Source organism: Sphingobacterium sp. ML3W (assembly GCF_029542085.1).
In the GTDB taxonomy this organism is placed as follows: domain Bacteria; phylum Bacteroidota; class Bacteroidia; order Sphingobacteriales; family Sphingobacteriaceae; genus Sphingobacterium.
The window spans coordinates 3,461,991-3,486,346 of record NZ_CP107036.1 but is presented as its reverse complement, the minus strand read 5'-3'; the positions used below and the strand labels follow the sequence as shown (position 1 = coordinate 3,486,346).

The 24,356-nt window shown below is 38.9% G+C and carries 29 protein-coding genes; 21 read left to right on the top strand and 8 right to left on the bottom strand.

Going from position 1 to position 24,356, the window contains the following annotated elements; translation table 11 throughout:
- Positions 1-19 precede the first annotated feature (19 nt).
- Positions 20-838, bottom strand: a complete 819-nt coding sequence (locus OGI71_RS14800) for a hypothetical protein (RefSeq protein ID WP_282249947.1) — start codon at positions 836-838, stop codon at positions 20-22.
- Between the two features lie 199 nt (positions 839-1,037).
- On the opposite strand from OGI71_RS14800, the gene OGI71_RS14795 reads away from it, so the two are divergent.
- Both OGI71_RS14795 and OGI71_RS14790 read left to right on the top strand, forming a co-directional pair.
- Positions 1,038-1,571: a hypothetical protein gene (locus OGI71_RS14795; RefSeq protein ID WP_282249946.1), complete on the top strand. Its 534-nt coding sequence runs from the start codon at positions 1,038-1,040 to the stop codon at positions 1,569-1,571.
- Between the two features lie 58 nt (positions 1,572-1,629).
- The gene (locus OGI71_RS14790; protein ID WP_282249945.1) at positions 1,630-2,115 is read left to right on the top strand and encodes a hypothetical protein; all 486 of its coding nucleotides are present in this window, start codon (positions 1,630-1,632) and stop codon (positions 2,113-2,115) included.
- A 68-nt stretch (positions 2,116-2,183) separates the two neighbouring features.
- Here OGI71_RS14790 and OGI71_RS14785 read toward each other — a convergent pair whose 3' ends face one another.
- Genes OGI71_RS14785 through OGI71_RS14775 form a run of 3 tightly spaced genes read right to left on the bottom strand, consistent with a single transcriptional unit; the run spans position 2,184 to position 4,319 of the window.
- On the bottom strand, positions 2,184-3,413 hold the full coding sequence (locus tag OGI71_RS14785; protein WP_282249944.1) for a DUF6596 domain-containing protein: 1,230 nt from the start codon (positions 3,411-3,413) through the stop codon (positions 2,184-2,186).
- Between the two features lie 45 nt (positions 3,414-3,458).
- Positions 3,459-3,797: a YciI family protein gene (locus OGI71_RS14780; protein WP_223583409.1), complete on the bottom strand. Its 339-nt coding sequence runs from the start codon at positions 3,795-3,797 to the stop codon at positions 3,459-3,461.
- A 48-nt stretch (positions 3,798-3,845) separates the two neighbouring features.
- Positions 3,846-4,319 (bottom strand): carboxymuconolactone decarboxylase family protein, encoded by a 474-nt coding sequence (locus OGI71_RS14775; protein ID WP_282249941.1) that lies wholly within the window; start codon positions 4,317-4,319, stop codon positions 3,846-3,848.
- A 223-nt stretch (positions 4,320-4,542) separates the two neighbouring features.
- Between OGI71_RS14775 and OGI71_RS14770 the strand changes: the two genes are divergently transcribed.
- The 3 genes from OGI71_RS14770 (at position 4,543) to OGI71_RS14760 (ending at position 9,869) form a co-directional block, all read left to right on the top strand.
- Positions 4,543-5,247 carry an MgtC/SapB family protein gene (locus OGI71_RS14770; RefSeq protein ID WP_282249939.1) on the top strand — a complete coding sequence of 235 codons (705 nt, stop codon included), beginning with the start codon at positions 4,543-4,545 and terminating at the stop codon, positions 5,245-5,247.
- Between the two features lie 65 nt (positions 5,248-5,312).
- Positions 5,313-8,018, top strand: a complete 2,706-nt coding sequence (gene mgtA / locus OGI71_RS14765) for a magnesium-translocating P-type ATPase (RefSeq protein ID WP_282249938.1) — start codon at positions 5,313-5,315, stop codon at positions 8,016-8,018.
- Between the two features lie 93 nt (positions 8,019-8,111).
- Entirely contained in the window at positions 8,112-9,869 is a 1,758-nt protein-coding gene (locus tag OGI71_RS14760; RefSeq protein WP_282249937.1) for a DUF885 domain-containing protein, read from the top strand.
- Between the two features lie 98 nt (positions 9,870-9,967).
- On the opposite strand, the gene OGI71_RS14755 is transcribed toward OGI71_RS14760, so the two are convergent.
- Positions 9,968-10,936 (bottom strand): helix-turn-helix domain-containing protein, encoded by a 969-nt coding sequence (locus tag OGI71_RS14755; RefSeq protein WP_282249935.1) that lies wholly within the window; start codon positions 10,934-10,936, stop codon positions 9,968-9,970.
- Positions 10,937-11,073: 137 nt separating this feature from the next.
- On the opposite strand from OGI71_RS14755, the gene OGI71_RS14750 reads away from it, so the two are divergent.
- The 10 genes from OGI71_RS14750 (at position 11,074) to OGI71_RS14705 (ending at position 20,476) form a co-directional block, all read left to right on the top strand.
- On the top strand, positions 11,074-11,496 hold the full coding sequence (locus OGI71_RS14750; RefSeq protein ID WP_282249934.1) for an SRPBCC family protein: 423 nt from the start codon (positions 11,074-11,076) through the stop codon (positions 11,494-11,496).
- 21 nt (positions 11,497-11,517) lie between these two features.
- Positions 11,518-11,937, top strand: a complete 420-nt coding sequence (locus OGI71_RS14745; RefSeq protein WP_282249932.1) for a DoxX family protein — start codon at positions 11,518-11,520, stop codon at positions 11,935-11,937.
- A gap of 107 nt (positions 11,938-12,044) precedes the next feature.
- Positions 12,045-12,494, top strand: a complete 450-nt coding sequence (locus OGI71_RS14740; protein ID WP_282249930.1) for an SRPBCC family protein — start codon at positions 12,045-12,047, stop codon at positions 12,492-12,494.
- A 12-nt stretch (positions 12,495-12,506) separates the two neighbouring features.
- The gene (locus OGI71_RS14735) at positions 12,507-12,893 is read left to right on the top strand and encodes a glyoxalase (RefSeq protein WP_282249929.1); all 387 of its coding nucleotides are present in this window, start codon (positions 12,507-12,509) and stop codon (positions 12,891-12,893) included.
- A 69-nt stretch (positions 12,894-12,962) separates the two neighbouring features.
- Positions 12,963-13,931 (top strand): arginine deiminase family protein, encoded by a 969-nt coding sequence (locus tag OGI71_RS14730; protein WP_282249928.1) that lies wholly within the window; start codon positions 12,963-12,965, stop codon positions 13,929-13,931.
- Between the two features lie 136 nt (positions 13,932-14,067).
- Positions 14,068-14,580 (top strand): GNAT family N-acetyltransferase, encoded by a 513-nt coding sequence (locus tag OGI71_RS14725; protein ID WP_282249927.1) that lies wholly within the window; start codon positions 14,068-14,070, stop codon positions 14,578-14,580.
- Between the two features lie 189 nt (positions 14,581-14,769).
- A complete protein-coding gene (locus OGI71_RS14720) occupies positions 14,770-15,654 on the top strand; it encodes an ABC transporter ATP-binding protein (RefSeq protein WP_282249926.1) in 885 nt (294 codons plus the stop codon).
- On the top strand, positions 15,647-19,291 hold the full coding sequence (locus OGI71_RS14715) for a M1 family aminopeptidase (RefSeq protein WP_282249925.1): 3,645 nt from the start codon (positions 15,647-15,649) through the stop codon (positions 19,289-19,291). Before OGI71_RS14720 ends, OGI71_RS14715 begins: the two co-directional genes overlap by 8 nt.
- 167 nt (positions 19,292-19,458) lie before the next feature.
- A complete protein-coding gene (locus tag OGI71_RS14710; RefSeq protein WP_282249924.1) occupies positions 19,459-20,055 on the top strand; it encodes a hypothetical protein in 597 nt (198 codons plus the stop codon).
- 58 nt (positions 20,056-20,113) lie between these two features.
- Positions 20,114-20,476, top strand: coding sequence for a nuclear transport factor 2 family protein (locus tag OGI71_RS14705; protein ID WP_282249923.1), 363 nt, complete (start codon positions 20,114-20,116; stop codon positions 20,474-20,476).
- Positions 20,477-20,686: 210 nt separating this feature from the next.
- Here the strand turns inward: OGI71_RS14705 and OGI71_RS14700 are convergent, their stop codons facing one another.
- Genes OGI71_RS14700 through OGI71_RS14690 form a run of 3 tightly spaced genes read right to left on the bottom strand, consistent with a single transcriptional unit; the run spans position 20,687 to position 21,710 of the window.
- The gene (locus OGI71_RS14700) at positions 20,687-20,875 is read right to left on the bottom strand and encodes a hypothetical protein (protein WP_282249922.1); all 189 of its coding nucleotides are present in this window, start codon (positions 20,873-20,875) and stop codon (positions 20,687-20,689) included.
- 2 nt (positions 20,876-20,877) lie between these two features.
- Entirely contained in the window at positions 20,878-21,288 is a 411-nt protein-coding gene (locus OGI71_RS14695) for a hypothetical protein (protein WP_282249920.1), read from the bottom strand.
- 14 nt (positions 21,289-21,302) lie between these two features.
- Positions 21,303-21,710, bottom strand: a complete 408-nt coding sequence (locus OGI71_RS14690; RefSeq protein WP_282249919.1) for a hypothetical protein — start codon at positions 21,708-21,710, stop codon at positions 21,303-21,305.
- 132 nt (positions 21,711-21,842) lie between these two features.
- Here OGI71_RS14690 and OGI71_RS14685 point away from each other — a divergent pair, with 132 nt between their 5' ends.
- The 6 genes from OGI71_RS14685 to OGI71_RS14660 are packed head-to-tail and all read left to right on the top strand — an operon-like array spanning position 21,843 to position 24,314.
- Positions 21,843-22,079, top strand: a complete 237-nt coding sequence (locus tag OGI71_RS14685) for a hypothetical protein (protein ID WP_282249917.1) — start codon at positions 21,843-21,845, stop codon at positions 22,077-22,079.
- Positions 22,080-22,082: 3 nt separating this feature from the next.
- Positions 22,083-22,658: a helix-turn-helix transcriptional regulator gene (locus OGI71_RS14680; RefSeq protein ID WP_282249915.1), complete on the top strand. Its 576-nt coding sequence runs from the start codon at positions 22,083-22,085 to the stop codon at positions 22,656-22,658.
- Between the two features lie 15 nt (positions 22,659-22,673).
- Positions 22,674-22,934, top strand: a complete 261-nt coding sequence (locus tag OGI71_RS14675; RefSeq protein ID WP_282249913.1) for a hypothetical protein — start codon at positions 22,674-22,676, stop codon at positions 22,932-22,934.
- A 12-nt stretch (positions 22,935-22,946) separates the two neighbouring features.
- Positions 22,947-23,375 carry a hypothetical protein gene (locus OGI71_RS14670; RefSeq protein WP_282249912.1) on the top strand — a complete coding sequence of 143 codons (429 nt, stop codon included), beginning with the start codon at positions 22,947-22,949 and terminating at the stop codon, positions 23,373-23,375.
- Positions 23,376-23,392: 17 nt separating this feature from the next.
- Positions 23,393-23,914 (top strand): Nmad5 family putative nucleotide modification protein, encoded by a 522-nt coding sequence (locus OGI71_RS14665; RefSeq protein WP_282249911.1) that lies wholly within the window; start codon positions 23,393-23,395, stop codon positions 23,912-23,914.
- Positions 23,915-23,945: 31 nt separating this feature from the next.
- On the top strand, positions 23,946-24,314 hold the full coding sequence (locus OGI71_RS14660) for a hypothetical protein (protein ID WP_282249910.1): 369 nt from the start codon (positions 23,946-23,948) through the stop codon (positions 24,312-24,314).
- The last annotated feature ends 42 nt before the right edge of the window (positions 24,315-24,356 follow it).

Here is a 24,356-nt window from a genome sequence, read left to right as displayed (position 1 = left end):
GGTCTCTGCTGTGCTTATATTAACCAAATAATCGTTTCCAAAAACTTTTCTTTTGGGCAACGACATCTGTCTTCTCTGTATCAGCCGTTGTATGCTCTGGCTCTACATGCACTTTCTCGACTTTAACATTGTGTAGGACCTCATTTTCAGGAAGGCCATTGCGTTGTTCGATGTCTTTGATCTGTTCAAATGCTGCGGCTTGATAGAGTAATGGCCCTTCTTTATCACAGTTAAAGAGATTGGAGTAACTTTTAGATTCATTCAAATCAAAAGGCTGAGGTTCTACTACTTCAGTCGCTTCCAATAAACCCAATCCGTGCTCTTTGGCAAAATTTAACGCTTTTAGGAAAACAGTGATGCGACCCTCGGAAAATAATTGATCCAGTTCTGATTTAATCTCTACTTTATTGTGATAGTCTTCCAATAAACGTACGACCTGATCAGCAGAAATATATACACCCGAGCAATAATTTTCAACCAGCCTGTTTTCAACTTTTTTCGTTAGTGATTCCAAAGGGATAAACTCTTCCCATTTTTTATAGTACGAATCTAACTGATTATTTTCTGAGAATGATAATGCACCGCCACGGATATAAAAGTAGGTTTCAAAAAATCCTTGAACAACTGCAATAAAGAAACCGTGTGTTTTGTCAAAATAATCATTTTGATCTGTTTCTCGACCAGCGTTTATTGTGTCCTGATATTTGGTTTTATAGAAGTCGTCAATTTGGTGATCGGATGCTAGTGCCTCTATTTTTTCTGGATTTGTAATGACTTCAAAATACCAGGTATTAATCTGTTCTTCAGAAATCGGATGATAACTAATATCAAAGCCCATAATCAGCGGTTTTTAATCTGTTCTTTTTGTATTTACTAAAATATTAAAAATTAGTGTGTTGGGCAAGTATAATATAAAACATCGTGCGGTATTTCATTCAATATAATGATTTGCTGACTATTTTGGATGGAGGGGGGGATCACGAACAGGTTTGTGTGTTTAAGTAATATTAGCTACTTTGGAACAAAATAAAATTTATATGAAGCACTTACTATTTATTATTTTCATGTCGGCGAGTTTATTCTTCACGGCTTGCCAATCCCCAAGTCCGGAAAATTTTTTCGGAAAAGTTGTTCTAAATACAAACCTTGTAGCAGACTTTGCTCCCGAGCGTTTTGGTAAACGTCTTGAACAGGAAACCGTCGAATTTCCAGATATCCCCTCCAGCAAGAAAGAAGGGAATGAGGCTCAAAAAACAGTGGATTTTAAAATTCAAACTGTAGAAAAAGCATTGAAAGACATCAATGAACTTCATGTTTCGGATGATGATGCAAAAGCATTAAAAGAAAAGTCTATCACCTTATTTGAAAAGGTACTTCCAGTTTATAAAAATGAGTATACTACCTATGCCAAACTTTGCGATACGAAGGGATCTGCTGAGGAAAAGCAGGCATTACTTGAAAAGATTCAAAAAGATGCTATGCCTGAGATCGACAAAGTATTTGATGAAGTATATGTTTTAGGAAAATCGTATGCAGAAAAACATAATCTTAATGTGAACTGGGGTAACTAAGATGGGGCAGGAAACTAACTTATATAGAAATAAAAGCAAAACAGCTAAGCTTTTACGTATGTCTGGTGCGATTTGTGTCGTTCTTTTATTGATCTTCTTGTACTGTATTGGACTTTTTGATGGTGAATTAAAAGTTAAACCCGCCGTATTTTCGGGTGGTGCATTACTGGTGATGCTGATCCTGTTGTTGAATAGTTTATTAAGCCTTCGGGACAAGTCTGCTCAGATTGTTTTGAATGAAAGCTATTTCTCTGGAAAAACAACCCCATTGGCAAAAGCTTTTGGCGCAGGAAATTGGGAAGATGTTACAGCAATTAACTTGCAAAAAGTCGGTGGTGATACTTTGGTGGTTGTCACTTTGAGGAATGCTTCCAATTATAAAGACCGGCTTCCATCGATGTTATGGAAAATGGCTTATCATGCAGCTACACAAGAATTAAATATCATGTATTCAGCTTCTGTAATAACCATCGAATCTGACGAGCTCTACGGATTGTTTATGAGTTATTGGAAGCTCTCAAAAAAGGAATCGGGGATACACTAAAGTGCAGTAATTAGAAGAGTACATGCATTAGCGTGCATGCGTTAACAATGTACACTAGCTCGCGAACTTTACAGCATATCGATCTTGCGTTGGATAGTCTCCCGTTCCAGGGAGGTTTTTGCTAATGCTTGCGCACGCTGAAAGTTCGCGATTGCTTTCTGTCTATCTATATCCCTGTAGAGTTCTCCTAAGAATGCAAAATAAAAGTGATTGTCTGATAGATTCAGTTTTTTTGCTTCAATCAATGCCGTTTTTGCTCCTTTTGCCTTATATAAAGCAAATGTTCTGTTGAGTACTGCGCTAGGTGAATAATTGACCAGTAGCAGACGGTCGTAAAGCTGAAGGATTTCGCTCCATTTTTCCGCTGTATCTGCTTTTGTACAATGGCATTGTGCAATTTTTGCTTCGATATGATAAGAGGTCAGCTGATTACCATCGGCCGATTGATTCAAAAAATAAACCCCTTGATTGATTAACTCTTGATTCCAAAGTTTCTCGTTCTGTTGCTCATACAAGATAAATTCACCATCGGTACTGTGCCGGGCGTCGAAACGTGAAGAATGAAAACAGATTAAGGCGATGAGTGCATTTGTTTTTGGAACATTGGTCTTCTCGTAGGTGGATAACATTAACGCGAGACGCAAGGCTTCTATACACAGATCTTTGCGTAAAATCTGGTTTTGGGTTTTGGAATAATACCCCTCATTGAATAAGAGGTAGATAATATGCAGCACATTGTCCAGTCTTTGGACGATCTCCTTTTCGGATGGCAACTCAAGCTGGATCTTTTCTGTGCGGAGTTTCTCTTTTGCCCGGAATAACCGCTTATTAATTGTTTCCTTATTTGAGAGGAAGGCTTCGGCGATTTCTTCGATACCAAAACCACAGAGAATCCGTAGTGCCAGTCCGATCTGGGCTTCACTAGCAATCGCAGGTGTACAGATGGCAAACAGCATCTTTAACTGACTATCTTTAATATTTTCCTGCGTGAAGCTAAATTCATCGGTATGATCCACTGCGATTTGTTTTTGATGTATTTCAGGGATTACTTTGTCTTCGAAAATCTTATTCCGTCTAAAGTGGCTTAAGGTTTTCTGCTTGGCTACCGTGTAAAGCCATGCCGTTGGATTTGGAGGCAAACCTTTTGTCTGCCACGATTCCGTAGCCAGCAAAAATGTCTCACTTACGATATCTTCCGCAGTTTCAATATATTGTAGACCAAAACCTTTTGAAATTACAGCGACAATCTTGGTGAATTCTTGTTGGAAAAGCTGTTTTAGAAAGTTAGATTCCATCATACATAATAGGGCAGTTGTATGCTATACAACTGCCCTTTAATTTTTTTAAACTAAAAGTGCCCTGATCTCAACACTACCATTAGATTCTAAAATAGGACAACCATGTGCCAATGTTGTCGCTTCCTCAAGATTTTCTGCTGAGATGACAATAAACCCGCCAAGACTTTCCCGGATCTCCACAAATGGACCATCCGTAATGACGCCCCCGGGTTTTAACACCTTTCCGGCTTTTTCAAGTCGTGAACCATGGTCGGATAGTTTTCCCTGCGCTTCAATGTCGCCGATCCAATCGAACCATTTTTTGTTTATTTTGGCAATTTCTTCGTCATTTAAAAGAGGCTGCTCATTGCCTGCTTGCCTAAATAATAAGATGAAATCTTTCATGCTTATAGTTTAATATGTTAAATAATATTATTCGTCTAGTTTTTGTTATTATGCTGTCTGCACCTTATGTTGACCGACCTTGTACCCTCCAGCTTCAGTGCGGAAAGAAATATTAAAACGGTTGTATGCATTGATTGTTGTTACCGCCAAAGTTAGGTCTATCAATTCTTCTTCAGAAAACTCCTGGTTTGCAATAGCATAAACGTCATCAGATACATCACCATTGGTTATTTTTGTTACAGCTTCGGCCCATTCCAAGGCAGCGCTTTCGCGTGCGCTATAAAGTGGTGCCTCGCGCCAAGCGTCCAATAAAAATAGACGCTGTGGATTTTCGCCAGTAGCAAGCAAATCTTTTGAATGCATATCTAGGCAATAAGCACATCCGTTGATCTGTGATACTCTAAAATAAATCAGATGCAAAAGCTCTTGCTCGATTGTACATTTACCTAAATAAGCACCCAATCCAAACATAGCTTTCATAGCATTTTGGCCTTTTGCGAAAAAATTGATTCGTTGTTTCATTTTATTATTGTTTTAAGTGTAACTGTTTTACACTACAATAATGATTGAAGTTAAAGAAATTGGACATAAGGCTTGAAATATATTTTTATTTCTTTTTAAGTTGTTGTTTTACAGACTTTTAATCTTATTGTTTTTCTAATGAAATTCTAATGATTTTCTATATGATCTCTAACAGCCATCCTGGTAACGATTGCTGACCTTTGCCCGCAAAGGAGGATGAGCTATGGCTATTTTTGAATTTGCACTACGATTATTGGCAGCATTACTTTTGGGGGCCGCAGTTGGTTCCGAAAGACAATGGCGTCAGAAGAATGCCGGACTTCGCACCAATACATTGGTGTCACTCGGTTCAGCAGCCTTTGTACTTCTTTCTATTGAAATAGGTGGTGATGCTACTGGACGTATCGCCTCCTATGTCGTTAGTGGGATTGGATTCCTCGGTGCCGGAGTGATTATGAAGGACGGACTGAACGTGCATGGTCTCAATACCGCGGCTACGATCTGGTGCTCAGCTGCCGTAGGTGCATTATCGGGGTTGGGTTTGTATCCACAGGCAGCGCTTGTAGCGACGGCCATTATTCTGACGCATTTGATCTTCCGGCCCATTGGCCAGCGGATGGGTTTCATCAAATTCAGTAAATCAGCAGTGGCACAAACCGACTATCTGGTATCCATCCGGTGCGGCATCGCTATCGAAAATCATATCCGTGTGCTGTTGATCCAAATGTTGGGCAATGAGGAGAAGGTATTATTGACTTCACTATCCAGCGATGATACTGTAGAGGCGAATGCGGCCGCAATTACTGCTGTTATCAAAGCTGTTGGCCAACAAGATAGTCTGATTGAACGGATAGCCAGTCGACTGACGATGGAAGAAAAAGTAAGCAAAATAAGCTGGAAAATTATCGGCACTGAAGCCGATCTGTAAAACTGTTGTGCCACTTCTTGTGGCGGTAAGTTGTATCGCATATAAATTAAACAAAGACTAGGGTTATGATCAGCGTTAGAGACAAAATAAGAAATCCATTGCATAGCATGATTAGTTCAAATGGTATGAACGTGGGAACGATCACCAAATTGCATGAAGTCGCGAGTCAGGATGAAAAAATGGCTTGTGCTATGCTGGAAAGTAGTGATGAGGGGATTACAGAGGATATGGCGGTTGAGCGCCGCCAGAAATTTGGACTGAATGAAATACAACATCAAAAGGCTCCTAAATGGTATATCCAATTGATAATGGCATTCGCTAATCCCTTTATTTACATATTGCTTGTCATTGCTGCTGTCTCTTTCGTTCTAGATGTCTGGCTTGCATCACCGGATGACAGAGATTATAAGACTGTCTTTGTGGTTTCTATTATGGTATTGATCAGTGCCCTCTTACGTTTTATACAGGAGTATAGAAGTAATGCGGCAGCTGAGAAACTCAAAGGAATGGTGAAGACCACAGCTACTGTATTGCGAAAATTCAAAGGACGACGAGAGATCTCTATTGCTGAGCTCGTACCAGGGGATATTGTTTATCTCTCTGCAGGCGATATGATTCCCTCCGATTGCCGGATTATACAGAGTAAGGATCTTTTTGTGAGTGAAAGCATGCTGACGGGAGAGGCGCTTCCCGTAGAGAAGAATTATTTGCCAATTCGGGATGCAAAAGAAAAGCAGGCCATTGCCCTTAGCAATATCTGTTTTATGGGAACCAATGTTGTTAGTGGTTCAGCTATAGCGATTATTGTAACTACAGGTAACTATACTTATTTTGGAAGCCTCAGTAAATCCATTACAGGCGAACGGCCTGAAACAAGTTTTGACAAAGGGATAAACAAGGTGAGTTTTCTACTTATTCGCTTTATGTTGGTGATGGTTCCACTGATCTTTTTGATCAACGGCCTGATGAAAGGGAATTGGACCGAAGCGTTGTTATTTGCGATTGCTGTGGCCGTAGGGCTCACACCTGAGATGCTGCCCATGATTGTAACAGCAAATCTGGCTAAAGGAGCGGTTAATATGAGTAAACGTAAAGTCATTGTCAAACGTCTGAATTCCATTCAGAATATCGGTGCGATGGATATTCTCTGTACGGATAAAACAGGTACACTGACCCTGGACAAGATTGTGATGGAAAAGCATCTCAATGTCTATGGTGTGGAAGATGACGAGGTACTCAAATGGGCCTACCTCAATAGTTTTCATCAGACAGGCTTAAAAAATTTGATGGATAAGGCTGTACTGGAACATGTTGAACTGCATGATTATCTAAAAGTGGAAGATCAATACCTGAAAGTGGATGAGATACCCTTTGATTTTCAACGGCGAAGAATGTCGGTCATTCTAAAAAAGTACAATGGTAAGCATCTTTTGATCTGCAAGGGGGCTGTGGAGGAAATGCTGGAATTGTGTACCCATGCTTTTGATCCTGGGGATGATCGTAGCCTGCATATTGAAAATGATCGCACTGTACCTATGGATGATACCATGCGGAGAATCGTGCTGAATACATCAAAAAAGATGAATGAAGAAGGTTTGCGCGTGTTGTTGGTTGCCATTCGGGAATTTGAGGGATCACATCCATTGACTTATGCCGTTGCTGATGAAGCCCAGTTAACATTGACTGGTTTTATCGGTTTTTTGGATCCAGCCAAACCTTCTGCAGCACCAGCAATTGAAGCCCTGCATAAATTGGGGGTAGCTGTAAAAGTGCTGACAGGAGACAATGAGATCGTCACACGTAAAATCTGTAATGACGTGGGGATCCCTGTGAAACGTATTATTAATGGTAGCGAACTGGATCAGATCAATGATCAAGAATTGGATCAATGTATCGTTGACGTTTCTGTTTTTGCAAAATTAAGTCCATTGCAAAAAGTACGTGTGGTGAAAGCTCTACGCGCCAAGGGACATACTGTCGGTTTTATGGGCGATGGTATTAATGATGCTGCGGCAATTAAAGAGGCTGATGTGGGCATTAGTGTGGACACGGCAGTGGATATTACCAAAGAAAGTGCGGATATCATCCTATTGGAAAAAGATCTGATGGTTCTGCGAAAAGGCGTGATCTATGGTCGACGTACTTTTGGTAACATCATTAAATATATTAAGATGACAGCCAGTAGTAATTTTGGAAATATGTTCAGTATGCTCGGTGCAAGCGCGTTTCTTCCTTTTTTACCGATGTTGCCGGTTCACCTGCTGATACAGAATCTTTTATATGATATTTCACAGGTTTCTATTCCTTGGGACAGTATGGATGAAGAATTTATTCTAGAACCGAAAAAATGGGATGCGGGGAGTGTGTCAAAGTTTATGCTTTTTATTGGTCCGATCAGTTCTATCTTTGATTTTGCGACATTTGCATTAATGTATTTTGTCTTCAAGGCAAATACGGCCGAACATCAGACGCTTTTTCAATCGGGGTGGTTTGTCGAAGGACTGCTTTCACAGACTTTGATCATCCATATGATCCGTACACGCAAAATACCTTTTATACAAAGCTGGGCTGCAGCTCCTGTTGTGGCTTTGACTACCTTGGTTATGGTTATCGGTATTCTGCTGCCATTTTCACCTTTTGCGGAGGCTTTGAAATTACAGGCGCTACCATTGTCTTATTTTCCTTGGCTGATAGTTATTTTGATCGGTTATTGTTTGTTGACACAGTTTGTTAAGAATTGGTTTATCAGAAAATTCCATACCTGGCTGTAAGTAAAAATGATGGAACTATTTTTAATTGTAAAATCCTTGAGGTGGTTTGATTAAAAATCAACAACAATTGTTATTTTTAATCAAATTACTCCAATGAAACTGATAACATATACATTCACTGTCCTGGGTTTGGGAATCCTGGCTTCCTGTGGGTCGGGATCCAATACAAAAAAAGCCCTTGCGGATACGACTTCGAATGCAAATTTTAAAGCTTATGAAGATCGATTCATCGAGCAGCTCTGGAAAGAAAATCCAGAATGGGCTACACAGGTGGGTTTTCATCGATACGATTCGCTGTTAACGATACCCGATGCCAAAAGCAGGGCATTACGTTTGGAATTTTCTAAGCAACATTTAGATCATTTGAAAAGTTTTGATCTGAACGAGCTGAATCTCTCCCAACAGACCGATTACCATTTGATCCAGAATTACCTAGAATCTAATGTATGGTCAATTGAAAAAGAGCGTTCTTATGAGTGGAATCCTTCATCCTACAATGTAAGTGGAACTATCGCCTTTATGTTGGCTGAGAATTATGCTCCATTGCATGATCGTCTTCACGCTATTGAACAACGGATGGCACAAATTCCAGCTTATTATGAGGCTGCGAAAGGACAGATTAAGAATCCAGCGTTGGTATTAACAGATCTGGCTATACAGCAGAATTTGGGCGGATTATCTGTGTTTGAAACGGATCTACGTGATTCCTTGAAAAAATCTAGTCTTCCAGCGACTGAAAAAGCTGCTATTCAAGCGAAAGCCGATCAAGCCGTAAAGGCGATCAATGGATTTGTAACATTTTTAAAAACGAATCCGAATCCATCGCCACGAAGCTTTAGATTGGGGCAGGAGCTATACGATCAAAAGTTCAAGTTTGATATCCAGTCGGGGTCTACTGCTGCACAGATCTATGATGCGGCAATGGCACGTAAGAGCTATTTACATGGCGAAATGTATAAAATCAGTAAGGAACTGTGGCCAAAGTATTTTGGAAAGACGGTACAGCCCACAGATAGTTTAGTGCTGATTCGCAAGATGATTGATACCTTGTCTGTCAATCACGTCAAAGCAGATGAATTTCAATCGGCCATTGAAGCGCAGATTCCAAAATTGGTGGAATTTGTGAAAAACAAAGATCTCCTGTACATAGATGATAGCAAACCTTTGGTTGTACGGAAAGAACCTGCTTATATGGCCGGTGTTGCTGGAGCGTCTATCAGTGCTCCAGGGCCTTATGATAAAGGTGGGAATACGTATTATAATGTTGGTAGCCTTGCCGGATGGACCAAAGAAGCTTCAGAAAGCTATCTGCGGGAATATAATCACTATATTTTGCAGATTCTGAATATCCACGAAGCTATTCCTGGGCATTATACGCAGTTGGTCTATGCCAACCAGTCGCCTAGCTTAATCAAGAGTGTTTTGGGTAATGGAGCCATGATCGAAGGCTGGGCTGTATATACCGAGCAGATGATGTTAGAAAATGGCTATGGCGATAATGCACCTGAAATGTGGTTGATGTGGTATAAATGGCATCTACGTACTGTATGTAATGCTATTTTGGACTATAGTGTGCATGTGAAGAATATGAGTGAAAAGGATGCTATGCATTTATTGGTTGACGAGGCATTTCAACAACAGGCAGAGGCCGCTGGGAAATGGAAAAGGGTATCTGTCAGTAGCGTACAGCTAACATCTTATTTTACGGGATATAAAGAAATCTATGATTTAAGAGAGGCTGTGAAAAAGGAGGAGGGTGCTCAATTTAAGCTGAAAGCCTTCAATGAGAAATTTCTGAGCTTTGGTAATTCGCCCGTAAAATATATCCGGGAAATGATGCTGAAAAAATAGGTATAAGAAACCGCATTGGAAAGCCACCTGATACCGGGTGGCTTTCTGATTTTATTGCTATGCTATACAGCTACTTTTTGTTAATAAGTCGTTCTATCTTAAGCGACTTTAGCAAATTTGTTTCGATACTCTATTGGAGTAAGGCCTGTTATTTTTTTGAAAATATCCCGAAATGCTTTTGTATCTGTGTATCCGACATCATACATCACTTGGGAAACATTCTTCCTTGAAGCTTCAAAAAATTTCTTTGCGGCCTCTATGCGTACACGCTGGATATATTCCACGGGTGTATTATTTGTTGCTTCTTTAAATCTTCGTTCAAAAGTTCGGCGGCCAATATTAACAAAATTGGCTAAATCTTCGACCGTAATTTTTTCCTCATACTTCAGTTCAATGTAGTCCTGCGCTTTTTGGATATCCAGATCTTCGTGATTGCGTTGGCCGCGGAATATCGCAAATTGGGACTGACTATCACGACTGATATCCAGCGCAAAATATTTGGCTATCATAACTGCCGTTTCACGGTCGGAAAATTTTTCGACAAGATATAGAATCAAATTCCATAGACTGCTGGCACCACCACTGCTGTAAATATTATCGTTTTCTGTAATAACTGCCCCATCTTCCACTTCTATTTCAGGGTATTTTTCCTTGAATTCGCTCACATAGGCCCAATGGGTTGAGCATTTTTTACCATTTAATAAACCCGTTTCGGCTAAGAGGAAAGCTCCCACACATAAGCTGGCCAGGCGGGTACCTTTTAAATGGAGTTTTCTGAAATAGGGTATTGCTTCGGCATTATCCTTTATTCCGGTGTCAACATCTCCGAAAGTCGGTGGTATGATTAATAAATCTGTCCGTTCCACATCTTGCAGCAAACGATTGGTTTTTATGGTATACTCACCACTATTAGCCGGTACATATTCACTAAGACCTACATACTCAACATTGAATATCGGTTTTTTTCCAAAAGCCGAAAGAAATTCATTGGCCGTGAGAAAGGTTCTAAATGCTGGTGTAATGCCTTCAATAGTACCATATTGGGGAACAAAAACAGAGATTTGCATATCTTTTTGATTTATAAGATAAAGGTACAAATTGTTTTTGTCGTAATCCACCCCTAAAGTTGTCGTTTTTACAATGTACCTCCCCTTAAAATCCTTCGCATCTTTGCTATATCATAATCAACAAATAAAAAGAAATCATGGAAAGACAAACAAAAATTAAGGTAGAAGCAGCGGTAAACGCGCCAGTAGAAAAGGTATGGCAACAATGGAATGCGCCAGCAGATATTATGCAATGGAATGCCGCGGATGAAAGCTGGCATTGTCCAAGCAGTCAAAACGACTTGCGTGTGAATGGCACTTTTAAAAATCGGATGGAAGCAAAGGATGGAAGTTTTGGGTTCGATTTTGAGGGAACTTATGATAAGGTTGAATTGCATCAGGAAATCGCCTATACCATGTCTGATGGTCGGACAGTAAGCACAGTGTTTTCCGAAAGAGATGGAAAGACAATGATGAGTACCACTTTTGATGCGGAGCAGATGAATGATCCTGAATTTCAGAAGCAAGGTTGGCAAGCTATTCTCAATAATTTTGTAAAACACGTTGAATCAACAAATTAATCACCACAAAATACCAACATCATGAAAAAGAATAAAATTATCTTCTGGATAGCGACAATATTTATTGTTATCTGGGAAGGCGTTATGCCACTGGGCACATTACTATTTGCACCGCAATATATGAATGCAGGAACCAAACCCTTGGGTTACCCTGATTATTTTGCCTATGCCCTTATTATCTGTAAGGTTCTTGGGGTTATTGCCATTGCTATTCCACAGTTTCCGGCTAAGCTAAAAGAATGGGCTTACGCAGGATTGACATTCAGTTTACTATTTGCCTTTATCAGTCATGCGTGTGTGGATAAAAATATAACCTATATGTTATTGCCACTTATCGTATTGGGTATACTGATGTTATCTTATGTCTATCGGTCCAAGCTAGCTGGTGCAAGTCGTACCTCGCAGCAGAATGCACATACTGGCGCATCGGCGATATCGTAATATCTTGGTATGACAGTGTTCGCTTCCGAAAGGTTGGATCCTGCGAAAATTTATTAGAAAGAACAAAAAGTAGTATTATCTATTTACATTATAAACAATCAATCGAGATGAAAACAAATAGTGTTTCTTTACATCGGGTTATTCAGGCAAGCCCTGAAAAAGTCTTCCGCGCATTCGCGGATCCAGTAGCGCACGCTACTTGGTTGCCTCCTTATGGTTTTGTCTGTACTGTACAACAGATGGATTTTAAAGTCGGTGGTCAATTTAAGATGACGTTTATCAATTTTGGTACAGGTCATGGTCATTCCTTTGGGGGAGAGTATTTGGAAATTACACCCAATGAATTTATCAAGTATGTTGACCGCTTTGATGATCCGAATTTACCCGGAGAAATGACAACCACAGTTTCACTGCGTGCTGTCAGCTGTGGTACTGAACTTAAAATAGAGCAAACAGGAATTCCTGAAGTTATTCCTGCTGAAATGTGTTACCTGGGCTGGCAGGAATCTTTGGAAAAAATGAAAAAACTTGTAGAACCCGTCATACCAGACGCATAATTAATTTAGGATATGGAAGGGTTAAGAAGCGGGGTTTTTATCACGTTTTCAGGGAATTGTAGAAAGGCACTTCGTTTTTATCAGTCCTGTTTTGGCGGAAGCCTACATTTTGACAGGCTGGATAAAAAGATAAATGGGTATTCAGAGTTACCCATTGTAAGTGCCTCTCTTACTTCCCCAAGTGTGGTCATCTACGGCTCGGATCTGGTACATGATGATGGACGAAAAATTGGCAATTATCTTTCAGTGTTTTTGCCTTGTACAAATGTGATTGATCGTGGTCGTCTTGTCACCAAGCTTGCGGCTGGACGACAAGCTGTATTGGGAAATAATGAGACAGACCAGCTGGTAGAAGTAACAGATATTTTCGACGTAAGGTGGATATTGGGGATTCAATAGTGATTTTTAAATCTTATTTTTTTGTTAAGTTAAGGCAAAATCAGTAGTATTATAAAAAGCTTTATTGTTATGGTATATGTAGAAAATGAGTTCGCTCCTTTGCAGAAAGTGATCTTGGCGGTTTCAGAGTTTGGGTTTCCGAAAGCAATTCGAGCGGAAGATCTTCGTTTTCTCCCCTATACCGACACTGAAAGTGATGTTGCAAATGCGGGAAAAGATTTCGCAGAAGTGCATCCTGAGCAACAAAAAGCATGGGATCTTGAACGTGCAAATTTTGCTGCTGTACTGGAAAAATATGGGGTAGAAGTGTTGCGTCCCCGTCAGTTGACAAAATTGGAGAAAGAAGCCGAAGCTAAAGACGGCTATGCCAACTTCTTTGTACGCGATCCTTTTTTTACTGTGGGTAATGCTGTCATCGAAGGTTCCTTGCGTTTTCTCCAACGAAGAAATGAAATCTTGCCGATCCGGGATATTTTTGAACAACAGGTCTATCCAGATGACTGCCTCTATGTTGCTGCACCCAAACCCGCGATCCATGATCATAGTGATCTTTCGCGTTGGCATGGGCCTTTTATCGAGGGTGGGGATGTGTTGGTACTTGGCAAGCAGGTATTTGTCGGTAACTCTGGACTTGCATCCAATAGCTTAGGAATTCGTTGGTTGTCAAAATTACTCAAACCCTATGGTTATCAGGTCGAGGAAATAAGATTGCATCCGGATATTTTGCATTTGGACTGTGCACTCGGACTTATTCGTGAAGGGCTAATGGTTGTTTGTGAAGATGCTTTTCTCGAGGGCATACCGGAACATTTAAAACAATGGGATAAGATTAATGTTACCCTAACCGAGGCCGGGCAGTTGGCAACCAACGGTCTACCGATCAACCCCAATGTATACGTCACTGACCCTGTATTTAAACCTATTGGCGATAAGCTTTCACTTTATGGGATATATGTCGAATATATTGACTTCCAGATCAGCAGAAGTTTTGGTGGTTCATTCCGCTGTAGTACGCAACCCCTATTGCGACGATTTTAAGCGGATGATATTCGTTCAGAAGCCAGGACTGATACCGCAAGATGTATCTGATCTGTACCCATTACTACTATTCGCCGAACTGTAACTTTGTATATGCTTTAGGCATAGTTTTATTATAAATAGCTTAGTCATCATCATGGAATTACAGATACAGAATAGCACACTTTACGATATTGATTCGATCTTTAAGTTTTATAGGATTGCAACTGATTTTCAAAAGGCAAAATCCATGGTTTATTGGCCTGAGTTTGATCGGAAACTTATCGAACAGGAGCTGGAAGAGCGTAGACAATGGAAAATGATTACTGATCAGGATATCGCCTGTGTCTGGGCGACAACATTCGACGACCCTGATATTTGGGAAGAGAGAAATGACGACCCAGCAGTTTACATCCATCGCATCGCAACGAATCCCAATTTTAGAGGTAAGAATCTTGTTAACAATATTGTGAATTGGTCGATTGGATATGCTATTGCAAATAATAAGAAGTTTGTTCGATTGGATACAGTAGGTGAGAATAAAGGACTGATTGACTACTACACCAAATGTGGTTTTGATTTTTTGGGTTTAAAGAAGCTTCGTAATACAGCAGGCTTACCAGCACATTATGACAATGCTATTGTAAGTTTGTTTGAGATAAAGCTTTGAGAGAAGTAATCAAGCCAATTTGTTTACACTGTTTTTTCGAGATGTGGAAGCTGGATTAATAGCTGTTTTTATTTGATATTGTGCTGAAAAATAGATAGATCTACGGATTTTCTTATGAACTTTTGTTATATTGTTGTAACAAATTGTCGTTTTAGCATACTAACGAATTATTAACAGTTAAACTAATTTATGAATTTATCAATAGAAAGCCTCAGTAAAACCTATCCGAATGGTGTAAAAGCCCTTGATGAAGTAAATTTGGAAATTAAACCGGGTATGTTTGGTCTTCTCGGGCCAAATGGAGCGGGAAAGTCATCCTTGATGCGTACCATAGCGACGCTACAAAAGCCAGATAGCGGTCGCATTACTTTTGGTGATATTGATGTACTTGGCAGGCAGATGGAACTGCGAAAGGTTCTGGGTTACCTACCACAGGAATTCGGTGTTTATCCGAACCTGTCAGCGACAGATTTATTGCAATACTTTGCAAAGCTCAAAGGCATTAAAACAAGTGCCGACCGACAGGCCATCATCAAGCGTGTGCTCGAGGTTACCAATCTTTGGGATGTTCGTAATAAGAGTGTCAGTGGCTATTCAGGTGGGATGAAACAGCGATTTGGAATAGCCCAGCTATTATTGAATGATCCAAAGCTGATAATTGTTGATGAGCCTACCGCAGGACTTGATCCCGCCGAAAGACATCGTTTTTTGAATGTATTACGTGAGATCGGTACCGATCATACCGTTATTTTCTCTACACATATTGTGGATGATGTACGTGAACTATGTCATGAACTTGCGATTCTCAATGGTGGTAAGATACTATTGCGGGGGACACCAAAGGAGACGATAGGACAATTGGAAGGCAAGATCTGGGTGCGTATTATTAGTCGCGATCAATTGGATGAATATACCCAGAAATATAATGTCATTTCTACCAACTACAATCAGGATAATACGCTCAATATCCGGGTTTATAGTGATGTGCAACCAGATGAATCTTTTGTCAATGCACAAGGGCAACTGGAAGATGTTTATTTTGTAGCACTAAAAAATGACCAGCGCCATGTTTAGTCCGATTTTTAAATTTGAGTTTATGCGTTGGTTTAAGAATGCTGCTGTCTATATTTATATGGCTTTATTCTTTGCGCTCTCGCTTTTCATCATGCTCTCTTCACTAGGGATATTTGATGGGGTCACAGCGACCACTTCATCCAATACGATCAGAAATTCACCCTGGGCTATTAACGAGATGATAAATGGAATGTCTTCCATTATCTATTTCTTAATTCCATCGATTGTGGGAGCCTGCGTTTATCGGGACTTTCAATATAATGTACATACCATCCTTTTTAGTTACCCATTTACCAAAACAGACTATTTACTGGGTAAGTTTTTTGGATCAGTTGCTGTTGTACTGATAATCGTACTGGCATCCACACTAGGTATTATCGTCGCACAGTTTATCCCTGGTATCAATCCAAGCTTATTGGGGCCGGTACATGTTTTAGCTTACTTTCAGACCTATTTGATTCAGGTTATTCCTAATCTGGTTATTCTAAGTGCCATTATTTTCGTATTGGTAACCTTCACCCGCAATGTGTATGTGGGTTTTGTTGCGGTTCTGGTGCTTATTATTTTACAGGTGCTTATTCAAAATCTGACCACAAATGCTGATAACCGTTATCTTGGGGCATTGATAGACCCTTTTGGCGATAGTGCCATTTCTTACTATACCCAATATTGGTCTCCGGAGGAAAAGAATACAAACAATCTTCCGTTTCTTGGTGCAATAATTTATAATCGACTGATTTGGTTAGCTGTAGCGGCTTTATTTATCGGTGGATTTTACCTGTTATTTTCTTTCTCGCAGGATTCCATCTCGATAAAAACAGGGAAAAAAGGAAAGCGCTTGACAAAAAATAATTTTGACAGTGTTTTTCGTATCAATCTCCCGAAAGTGAGTTACGATTTCTCAATAGTCCATTACCTGAAAACGACCTGGACACTGGCACGGTATGATTATCGCTATATTGTTAAGAATCCAGTCTTTCTGATTTTGACTTTGGTCGGTGTACTTTTTATCATCTTGATGGCTAGTACAATCGGTACAATATTCGGTACTTCGACATATCCTGTTACCTGGAAAATGCTGATGATACCAGGAACGACTTTTAAGTTCTTTTTGTTGATCTTGACCTTCCTCTTCAGCGGTTTATTGGTTCACCGTGGTAGCATCACTCGTATGGGCGGATTATTGGATGCGACACCCGTTCCAAATTGGGCGCTCATGGGGTCCAAAATAATCGCGATCATCTTGATGCAATTAACCTTGCTTGCGGTGGTCATGTTCACCTGTATGGCATTTCAGGTTTACCATCATTATTATAATTTCGAAATCGGGCAGTACATTATGCACCTGATGGTATATGGTATGTTGGGAAATATCGTATGGTTGTTTGTATCGATCTTTGTACATACGCTCTTCAAAAATTATCTGGCTGGTTTTTTTATCCTGTTAACCTTATTTATCGGATTGCCATTTTTGTCTTTTATGGGAGTAGAGCAGGCGATTTATCAGTTTAACCAGGGACCTGATCTCGATTATTCAGATATGGACGGTTTTGGCTATATCTTACCTTTTTTAACCTATCGGGTGTATTGGTTGTTATTTGCTGTGTTTTTTCTAACCCTAGCCCTTTTGCTGTGGCGGAGAGGTGGATTCGCTGGTATAAGAGAGCGTTGGGCTATCTTACGATCGAATGTAAAGGCGAGCAGTATGACCGTACTTATCCTGAGTTTTGTTGGTTTTATTGCTATCGGTAGTGGGATCTATTATGAAGATCATATTAAAAACCCTTATTATACCAGCTTGGATCACGAAAAACAATCTGTAGAATGGGAGAAGAAATTTAAAAAATATCAATTTAGACCACAACCCCGTGTTGTTGATATTAAGTTTAATATGGATATTTATCCTTCTAAACGTAGTTTTAAAGCGCAAGCGTCTTATGTGTTAAAGAATAAGACTGCGGTCGCTATAGATTCTATTTTTGTCAATTATAATGATTATGACTATACTTTCTCCTTCAATGTTCCCAATAAGTTGGTCTCTGCAGATGATATTTACAATTTCAATATCTACAAGTTGGCCAAGCCAATGGCTCCGGGAGATTCCATCGTCTTAAATTTCAGTACAGTTAGTCCGCTTAACACCTGGGTGAACGAGAAATCTCCTGTCAAAGGTAACGGAACCTTTATTAACAATATGCTGTTTCCAAATATTGGCTATCTGGATCGAGGCGAACTGGTGGATAATGATATTCGCAAGAAATACGGATTACCTCATCGCGATCGTATGGCTCCACCCACTGATTCAATAGCATTGCGGAATAATTATATCTCAAATGATGCAGATTGGGTCCGGTTTGAGGCAACTGTGAGCACGGATCCGGACCAGCTGGCCATAGCTCCGGGGTACCTGACCAAGCAATGGGAGAAAGATGGGCGGAAATATTATCAGTATAAAATGGATTCGTCGATATTGAATTTCTTTGCATTTAACTCTGCTCGATATGAAACTAAAAAAGACAAATGGAATGGGGTCAACTTAGAGATATATTACCACAAAGGACATACCTACAACCTCGATCGGATGATGGCTTCGAGCAAAGCCTCTTTAGCGTATTATACTGCCGAATATAGTCCTTATCAGCATCGGCAGTTGCGTATTGTTGAATTTCCCCGGACAGCCGGAACTTTCGCGCAGTCTTTTGCCAATACTATTCCTTTTTCCGAGGCAATAGGCTTTATAGCAGATGTGGATGAGAAAAAAGATGATGCGGTGGATTATCCTTATGCTGTCACAGCACACGAAATAGCTCATCAGTGGTGGGCGCATCAAGTGGTAGGTGCCAACGCGCAAGGAGCAACTTTGATGTCTGAAAGTATGTCTGAATATTCTTCTTTGAAAGTCCTGGAAAAAAGGTATGGAAAAGGACAGATGCGCAAGTTTCTCAAAGACGCACTGGACGGCTATTTAAAGGGAAGAGGTGCGGAGGCATTGGGTGAAAGACCATTGATGTACAATGAAAATCAGATGTATATCCATTATCAAAAAGGGTCATTAGTATTGTACGCACTGAGTGACTATCTAGGTGAAGCTGTTTTCAACCAGACAGCAAAAGCGTATTTGAAAAGTACTGCCTTTCAAAATCCGCCTTATACAACATCAATTGAGTTTGTGGATTCCTTTCGAAGAGCCACACCAGATTCGTTGCGTTATCTGATCAAAGATATGTTTGAAACGATTACCTTATATAACAATAGGGTGGAAAGTGTGAGTTCTAAAAAACTGAAAAATGGAAAATACCAAGTCGATATTCAATTTGAAGTTGCCAAATATCGCGTGGATGCCAATGGGAAAAAGAGCTATAATGATCACGGGAGCAAACCACTGGTGTTTAAGAAATCTGATCGGGTGACGTTGGAATCTTTGCCTCTTAGGGATTATATTGAGATTGGCGTTTTTTCAAAATCAATGGATAAGAAAAATGGAAAACCACAGGAACTTTATCTGAGAAAACATCGTATTGATCAAATTAATAATAAGTTGACATTGATTGTTGATCAGCAGCCTATTCAGGTCGGTATTGATCCATATAACAAACTGATTGACATAGATTCGGATGATAATAGAAAAGATATTTAGCTCCACTAAGCAATGAAAGCGGTGTACGAAGTATTCAATAGTTAAAAACGGGTTTTATCCAGCGAATAATAGATAAGGGTCTACGAATTTTAACTGTTATCATCCGGCAATGACAATAGCTTGTATATTTGATATAGGTATTCAGTAGATAATTTTATAGTAATTGCATGGATATGTACTATTTGACCTTACTTTGTTGGTTGTTTATTGCTCCCCATGATAGTGTTATATCAAAAGAGAGTGGAAATGGTGGAAATATTTCAACAATGACGTATGGAAATATGTGCTGTGAGACCGATACTTTGCGGGTCTCACAGCACGATACAACAATTTTTAGAAGCGTAGAAAATATCGTGGCTCGCCCCTGTAGTAAGCCAGAGTTGGTAGAAAGCTACGAATTGATCGCCCCGAAAGATGGGGTATATTATCTCATTTACAATGATAAACAACAATTGGTTTTGGAGGGGAAATTTAGTGCCAGTTTTATTTATGAAGGTGTCACTTACAAGGAGGGGAACTTCTATAATTCAAAGCGTTATACCTATAGAAAGAATGGTGATTTGAAGGCGATTTATATTCAGGAGGACGGACGAAATAAGACAGCTGAGTTTTACGATTCTAAAAAGCAACTGACCAGTATACGTTATTTTAATAAAGAATCCGGTGACACCGAAAAAATTGAGCTATATAAAAAAGGCAAGCTAAAAGAAACCAGAATATATTCGAGCTTTAGTACCTATAGGACGATTAAAGCCTATCAATAACTATAAAGTGTTGTCTTATTATTATGTTATTTAGTGCGATGAGTAAATCAATTTTGAAATGAGAATGAAATATCTTTTTACTCCAGTCATGTCTTTAGCATTTACCTGTAGTTTATTGGCGCAGACAAAACAGGATAGTGTAGCGATCAAACAAGCTGCCCTTGATGATATTGAATCTCAGCATCAGGTGAAACCTGAACAAATGGAGCGGGCTTTACACCCGCGGATGGTGAAACGAACTTTTTGGAAAGATAAGGCTACTGGTAAAGACTATTTACTTGAGACAACAAGTGAATCCATGATTCTACTGGCGGAGAGTTACAATAAAAATGGAGATAAATTTCCGGCTAATCCGAAGAAAGAGGTAGATTCTTGGAGTGCTCATGCTGTCATTTTCGATAGTATACCTTCCAAAAAATAACAAGGACACCCTTTCGTTTATCTTTGATTGTCAACGCTATTGGGTCTACCCAAAGCGAATAAATTGAAGTAGCCGTTTTTTTGGGTATTAAACAAAAAAGTCGCTTTCTTGTTCAGAAAAGCGACTTTTTGTTTTGTGCTCCCACCTGGTGTATTTTTTTGTATTGATCTTAAGGGTTTTAAGCCTTTATTGCGAAGGTTTTGCGAAGTTCTACCAATCTTCGCCTCTTATTGTTCTGTTAGCAATTCTATTTTTTTCGGTTTCGAAGTTATGCTGGAGCATAGTGAGATATTCAGCCATAACAAGCGAAGGGTTCACTTTTTTGGCAATATCTGTCAGTGCCATGAAAGTTGTATGCTTTAATGCTTCAAATTCTGCTTTCTTTTCAAATTTTTCCATTTTTATAATTTTTCAGGTACAACAAATACTCTTACTTGGTTGCCATTATCTTCATAAAAGCCTTCAAAAAACTTATTTTCATATATCGCAACTTTGAAAATTTTTCGAGTAGTTTTAGTAGGTACTCGAAATTCTATTCTATCACCTACGGCTACATTGACTTTTTCGGAATACAGAAATATTTGATTTCCTGCCTTGTCATAGTATGTTTTCAATACTTTTATAGGCTGAGTTGGGAATATTATTTTTTTAAACTTTTTATTTTCTACAGTAAGACTTGTGATAGGTTGGTCTGTGTGAATATCAAATTTCGTTGGAGTTCCCTCAGGCATTTTTGGACCGTCATCTTTTTTGCAACTAAAGGATAACGTTAATACCAAACTTAGAATAAAAACTAGTAATAATCTTTTCATAAAATGTAAGTAATTTAGGCTATGGCGAGACCGTATTTATCAGCTTCTTTTTTTATATTTTGAATCAAAATTGGAAAATATCGCGAAATAGCATCAATATCCCCTTTGATGTTAATATTCACACTAATATGATTTGTTTCGGCTTTTTTCGATGTTATATATTCTTCTATGTGATCTTCAAAACCTTTAGTTGATTCAGAAGAATTTAAAAGTGTATAATTTTTATCTTTTAAATATTGTGATACAAAGTCATGTTTTAAAACTTTAGATATTTCCATTAATTGTGAAATAGAGAAATCATCTCGCTCGAACAGATTTTGAGCATTTCTTAATGACATTTTTAGATTATCAGCGAATTCTTTTTGCGGAATTCCTGATTTTCTCCACTCTTTTCTTATTATTTCTCCGAAAACCGTATTCATACTACAAAAAAACGTAAAATTATTGCGTTAATAATCAATGCGTTATACATTTGTTTTGCGTTTAGAGTGTAAATATTTTGCATTTATGTTATTTGATTGCATATTTGTGTCATCAAATTACGTTATAAAAATATGCAACCACAATCCCACATTACTACCAAAAAACTTAACAAGGTTAAGTCCTTACTTCCCAACGGTGCTATGGAGAAAATAGCTGATCAACTTAATGTAAGTGTAAGCACTGTTAGCAATGTATTCTCAGGAAGAAATAAGAAACAATTGAATGATGTTCTTGCAAAAGCATTAGAAGTAATCGAAGAGGATAAAAAGGAGAAGTCGGAATTGTTTAGAAAAATTGAAGAGCTATAGACCATGCTTAACCTAAATAAAATATCCCAGGTATTACCTGCAGGGCTTGAAGATAATGGCGTTGAGTTCTATGTTCATAACAATGATATCAAATGTTTGCATAGAGGTCAAACATTTGATTGGGAAAATATTCCCAATTGGATACTAGAAGTAGTGGCAATTGATATGCTACAAAATCAGGAAGCCCTTAATGCTTTAGTGGCATGGGATCTCACTCAGCGCGATGAAATGCTTAAGCAATATATTATCTGTCGATTTGGAGGATTCGATTTAGAGCCGGATATAGATTCCAAAGGAAATATTGATTACACTGAATTTTTTGATTGTGGTAGACGTGGTAATTGTGTGCATGAAGGTAAGCTATGCGCTACAATTAAGGTAGCAAATGGATTCCTTACTAAGCAGGAAGTAAAAGTTCTTCGATGCGTAGCTCAGGGAAAATTTAATAAAGAGATAGCTGATATACTTTCAATTTCTGAAGATACTGTAAGTACGCATAATCAGAATATACAACGCAAACTCGGTGTAGATAACAAGCTTGAAATGGTATCATTTGCGATTCTAAAAAATATCAGATAACCAATCTTAAAAATTATGGCAACAAAGAAAATGTGTAAAGACCTGGTCAAAGTAGGACAGTGTTTTGAACTAGCTAACAAAATGTGGTCATCGTCTTTCCGATTTAGCATGGATCGAAGTAATAAGTTGCAAATCATCCGTAAAGGTGGTGCGCACATGTGCTACGTAACCGATGTTCGCGAAGATGGAATAGAATTGTCTCTATACGTCATGGGTAAGCAACTTACAAGCGTTTTGCCCTACTCCGAAATGATCTATATCAAACCTATTAAATAATAAATATAAACTATGCTACAGATTAATGTAAATCAAGCAAATGGTCAAGGTGTCGTTTGCTTTCCAAAGGAGGCTAGGCTTCCAAAGAAAACTTTGAATATCGTTCCGATGGATTTTGCTGTTATCATTTGGGAACGTGAGGTTCGCTCTTACATTTTGGATCGAATACGTAAATGGGTGGTGAGTCGCCAAAATAATCTTAGGGCTTCCAAACGCCTTGACGGTCGCAGGGCAGCAGCAATCGACAAACTGCTTTTGATGATAGCAAACAATATGGAGAGTTCTTTAAAGTCTGTTTGCGCCAAAGTTGTTCGCAATATGGATTTTATCAAAATGCTCGCCCCTCACAGGGAAAGTAGATTTTTCCCATTATTCCAGGACACAATTGCACCGATCGTATTGTGGTGCGCCGAGTTCAAAGAAATTAATCAAGTAAAATAACACTAATCAATAAAAACATGAGAATATCAAAAAATCTAGCTGAGGCTACAGCCGAACAATTACTGGCAAAGAAAAAAGAATCTTACAAAATTATTGAATCTCAAATGGAACAAATTGCTACAGTAATAGCTACTAATTCTGTTCCAAAGACTATTTTGGAAGCTTCTTACAAGTACAAAGGATACTTTAAATATGCTAAAGCAGCACAATTTATTTACCCTCACACCAACAAATCACGTATTGAAGTTAACTTATCGCACAGGGTCCCATTCAATGGTGAAGGTTGGAGTAATACAATTGTTATATCAGGAGATTCTGATGAGATCAAAAAACTTTTCGAACTAGATGCTCAATATGATAAACTCAGAAGTGAGTACAGACAATCATTTAAGATAGTAAGTGAAACTATTTTTGGTTTAAAAACAGCATTACAGGTTAAAAAGCACTTTCCTGAGGCTTTTGATTTACTACCAAAGGAATCTAGTGGGTCATTACTTCCAATGGTCAATCTCGATCAAGTAAGAGCATTAGTTAGTTAATAAAATCTATCATTCTAAATACATAAATATCATGGCTACAACAAGTTTTAAAGGAATCGTCGAAAGCGTTGAAATCTCAAATTATGGTGAAGGTTTAAAAACCGGAAAAAGACAGAGCATTGTCGTAATGGTCCCTGGATGGACCGACAGTTATGGTGAAAAGAAAGGTCCTGACGAAAAATTTCAAATCGATCAATTCAATGATAATATCGATAAGAACCCAATTACTACAAATGATATCGGTAGAAAAATAGATGTTGAGGTTTATCTAAAAGGCCGTGAATTTGATCGCAAAGATGGAGAGGGTAAAGGTTATTCAGTAGGTATGAATATCAAGGTGTTCAAGCTTGGAGATAGGGTCAGAGTTGCCGCCGACGCAGAAGATGATCTACCATTCTAGCAATGGCATCCTACGAATTAGCAGCAATGATGGTGGTTATCG